Source organism: Nostoc cf. edaphicum LEGE 07299 (assembly GCF_015207245.1).
Classification (GTDB): Bacteria; Cyanobacteriota; Cyanobacteriia; order Cyanobacteriales; family Nostocaceae; genus Nostoc; species Nostoc edaphicum_B.
In genome coordinates this window covers 1-3,459 of sequence record NZ_JADEXF010000684.1, presented here as the reverse complement: position 1 = coordinate 3,459, position 3,459 = coordinate 1, and the positions used below count along the sequence as shown (strand labels likewise).

Annotated in this window: 2 protein-coding genes; one reads left to right on the top strand and one right to left on the bottom strand. The window is 41.1% G+C overall.

What is annotated here, in order from left to right; genetic code table 11:
* Nucleotides 1-60: 60 nt before the first annotated feature.
* Nucleotides 61-2,391 carry a transglutaminase TgpA family protein gene (locus tag IQ229_RS18975; RefSeq protein WP_409339946.1) on the top strand — a complete coding sequence of 777 codons (2,331 nt, stop codon included), beginning with the start codon at nt 61-63 and terminating at the stop codon, nt 2,389-2,391.
* A 57-nt stretch (nt 2,392-2,448) separates the two neighbouring features.
* Here the strand turns inward: IQ229_RS18975 and IQ229_RS24925 are convergent.
* The coding region (locus tag IQ229_RS24925) for a TM2 domain-containing protein (RefSeq protein WP_409339945.1) at nt 2,449-3,459 on the bottom strand (1,011 nt) is incomplete at its 5' end.

Here is a 3,459-nt window from a genome sequence, read left to right as displayed (position 1 = left end):
AGTAATGACTTTCCTGCATTGTGTTTGTTGCATCTACATCATTGCTTCTATTAAACTCAAATGTTTAACTTATCCAGGATGAATCGGTTTTGGCGTATCCCTGTAGGTAATTTCTGGCGGCAAAATCCGCAGGGGTCGCCTTTGATTGAAGTGGAAGATTCAATTTTATTGCGGGTGCTGGTGCTAGCGTTGGTTATTTTGGGGATTGTGGCGACGGATATTGCTGCTGAAACTTCATTCAGTTTTTGGGCGTTACCCCTGAGTGTAGTGGGTGCATTTTGGAGTTATTATCGTCGCCGCGATCGCAATATTGCAATTAAATTCTGTATCGCCATCGGAATGTTAGTAGCACTGGGTGCTTTCTTTGGGCGATTAGTCGGAGAGTTGAATGATACGCGGTTGGGTTTGGCAGAGTTATTAATTCAACTCCAGGTGTTACACAGCTTTGATACACCCCGCCGGAAAAATTTGGGCTATTCGATTGTGATCGGACTGATTTTATTGGGTGTGGCAGCAACCCTAAGTCAGACTTTAGCATTTGCACCTGTGTTGCTGTTATTTTTAGCGATCGCTCTGCCAACTCTAGTATTAGATTACCGCTCGCGTTTGGGTTTGCAGCCATTAAAAACTCAAAAGGAAAAATTCAATCAGAAGAATTCCTCAAGTCTTAATTTTAAATTTTTAATTCTAACTTTTTTACTAATTGTCGGTCTGGGGCTGGCAATTTTTGCTGTTTTACCCAGATTTCCCGGCTATCAATTACGGAATTTTCCTGTAAGTTCTGCCATTCAAGTAAAAAGTAATTTCACTGGTCGTAGTATCATTAATCCCGGTTATGTCCGCCAAGGTAAAGGTGAGAATCAAGGCAGTGGTAGCGATGGTACAGGACAAAATAAAACTGGTCAACCAGGTAAAATAGATAATAATTTTTATTACGGCTTTAATAGCCAAATGAATCAAAACCTGCGGGGCGAGATGAAACCCAAGGTTGTCATGCAGGTGCGATCGCAAGCTGAGGGTTTTTGGCGAGTATTAGCATTCGATCGCTATACAGGTAAGGGATGGGAGGTTTCTCGCAATGAGAATGTTACGACTGTTAGGCGATCGCCTTGGTCTTACCAAATTTTTCTTTCCCCATCTGTGCTTACTGGTAAAACCCAAGAGGTAGTACAAACTTATACAGTGGTGTCGGATTTGCCTAACCTGATTCCGGCGATGACTTATCCCAAGGAAGTTTACTTTCCAGCACCAGTGATTGCTGTTGATAAGGAAGACGGATTGCGATCGCCTGTAGAATTATCAGAAGGCTTCACCTACACAGTAATTTCCGAAGTACCATACCGCGATCGCACTTTGTTAGGTCAAGCTTCGACTAAATATCCCCAACAAATTAAAAAGCATTATCTGCAAATTCCTCCCGAAATTGCTGAAAAAGTCCGGCAACGTACCGAAGAAATCCTCGCTAACTACAATCAAGAAAAAGTTTCGAAGTCTGCTAAAAGCCTAGATTCACCCTACGAAAAAGCTCTCTACTTAGCTCAATATTTAAAGCAACGCTACTCTATTCCCCAAAATCCCTTAGACCTACCTTATTTGAGTGAAAAAGAAGACTTGGTAGAAACTTTTTTGTTTAAGCAAAAAGGAGGCTATCCAGACCACTTTTCAACAGTTCTCACGGTGATGTTGCGTTCCATTGGCATTCCAGCGCGGTTAGTAGCAGGGTTTAGTGCGGGAGAGTTTAATCCATTTACAGGGCTATATGTTGTCCGTAATACTGACGCTTATGCGATGACGGAAGTGTATTTTCCGAAATACGGTTGGTTTGCCTTTGACCCTATTCCCAATCATCCTCTGATACCACCTTCAATTGAAGACACTCAGACTTTTAGTGTGTTGCGCCAATTGTGGCATTGGGTTGCTGGCTGGCTACCTTCTCCGCTGACAGGTTTGTTGAATAATGTATTTGAGACAATATTTAAATGGGTGATTAGAGCGATCGCTTGGTTTTTAGCTTTATTTTCCCAAGGTTGGTTTGGCGTATTGACTGGCTTAATTGTGGGGACTACAACGGCTTTCTTCGGTTGGCTGGGTTGGGGTCAGTGGCGAGAGTGGCGCAACCGTCGATGGTTGAAGAAATTGCCAGCGATGGAGAGCCTTTATCAACAAATGCTGCAATGGACAACCCAAAAAGGTTTAGGCAAACATCCAGCACAAACACCTTTAGAGTATGCCAGAGTCTCATACCAGCATCATGCTCTAGCAACTGCTGAGGTCATAGATGAAATTTGTCAAGCCTATGTTGGCTGGCGTTACGGTGATAATCCGCCTAACTTAAAGCGACTGCGACAAAGATGGGAAGGTTTGAAAAAGACTGCTAAGGCTGCTAAGTAATTCATTGATAAATTACATCAGAAGGTTGTCCATTGGGCAACCTTTTTAATTTGAATGTCAGAACCAACCCTTTTTACTGCTGACATAGGTTTGTACGAACTCTCGATCCGACTTTGTTAAGTAAATAATTCCCTCGATAATGCTAATGATACCCATGACAAATGCACCATAACCAGCAGTAAACAGGGTTATAAGAAGCATGATAACGCCTTCTTTGGTGTAGCCCAGAATAAACTTATGAATACCCAATGTTCCCAACAGAATTGCAAAAATTCCGGCAAGTATCTTTTTATCGTCGCTTGCAACATGAGAAGTTACAACTCTAGCTGAGTTTGTTGTTCTTGGCGTCGGGGTTGGGAATTCTAGTGTCGGAGAGGATGTAGATGATTGAGTAACTACTTCTAGTTTTTTAAGCTTTAGTGTCTCTAAATCAACTGGCTTGTTCAAAATTTCATCCAATTCATAAGTTAATTCTCCAGCTCTAATCCAGAGTGCAGAAAGTACTGTATCAAACTCATATAAACCATGAATAATAGATTTAGGTACATTGGGAAATTCACTTGCCATAAATTTACCAATAGGTTCATTTGCTGCTATTCCTGTCAGCGCTCCAAGACCGATAAAAATACCATTCAGTAAGCTTGCTCGTTTAACTTTGTTACCCATGCATTCAAGCGAAAGCTCATAGTAAAGCATAACTTTCTTAATTAATTCAGTTAAATAAGAACAAACTTCACTATCAGGAGAACGTTCAAACTTTTGAACTGCTAATTTTGCTAGTCCTAAGACAGGTGGGAAGTCATTATAACTAATGCCAATAGATGTTCTAGCTTTCAAGTTCATGAACCGTTCTAGAACATTTTGTGCAAAGTGAGTTTGTAGCTGCTTTTTCTTCGTATTACTTTCCTCAAATGTAAAAATTTGCTCTTGTCCACCTTGTCCAGCAAGTTCAAGTTCTTGATTCCAAACTGGAAATTCTTCACCTAAACATTTGCCGTAAATCTTAACTCTCTCAATCAATGCAGTTTCCAAACTTGTAATTCCCTTGCGGACAAACGCAACTAAAGC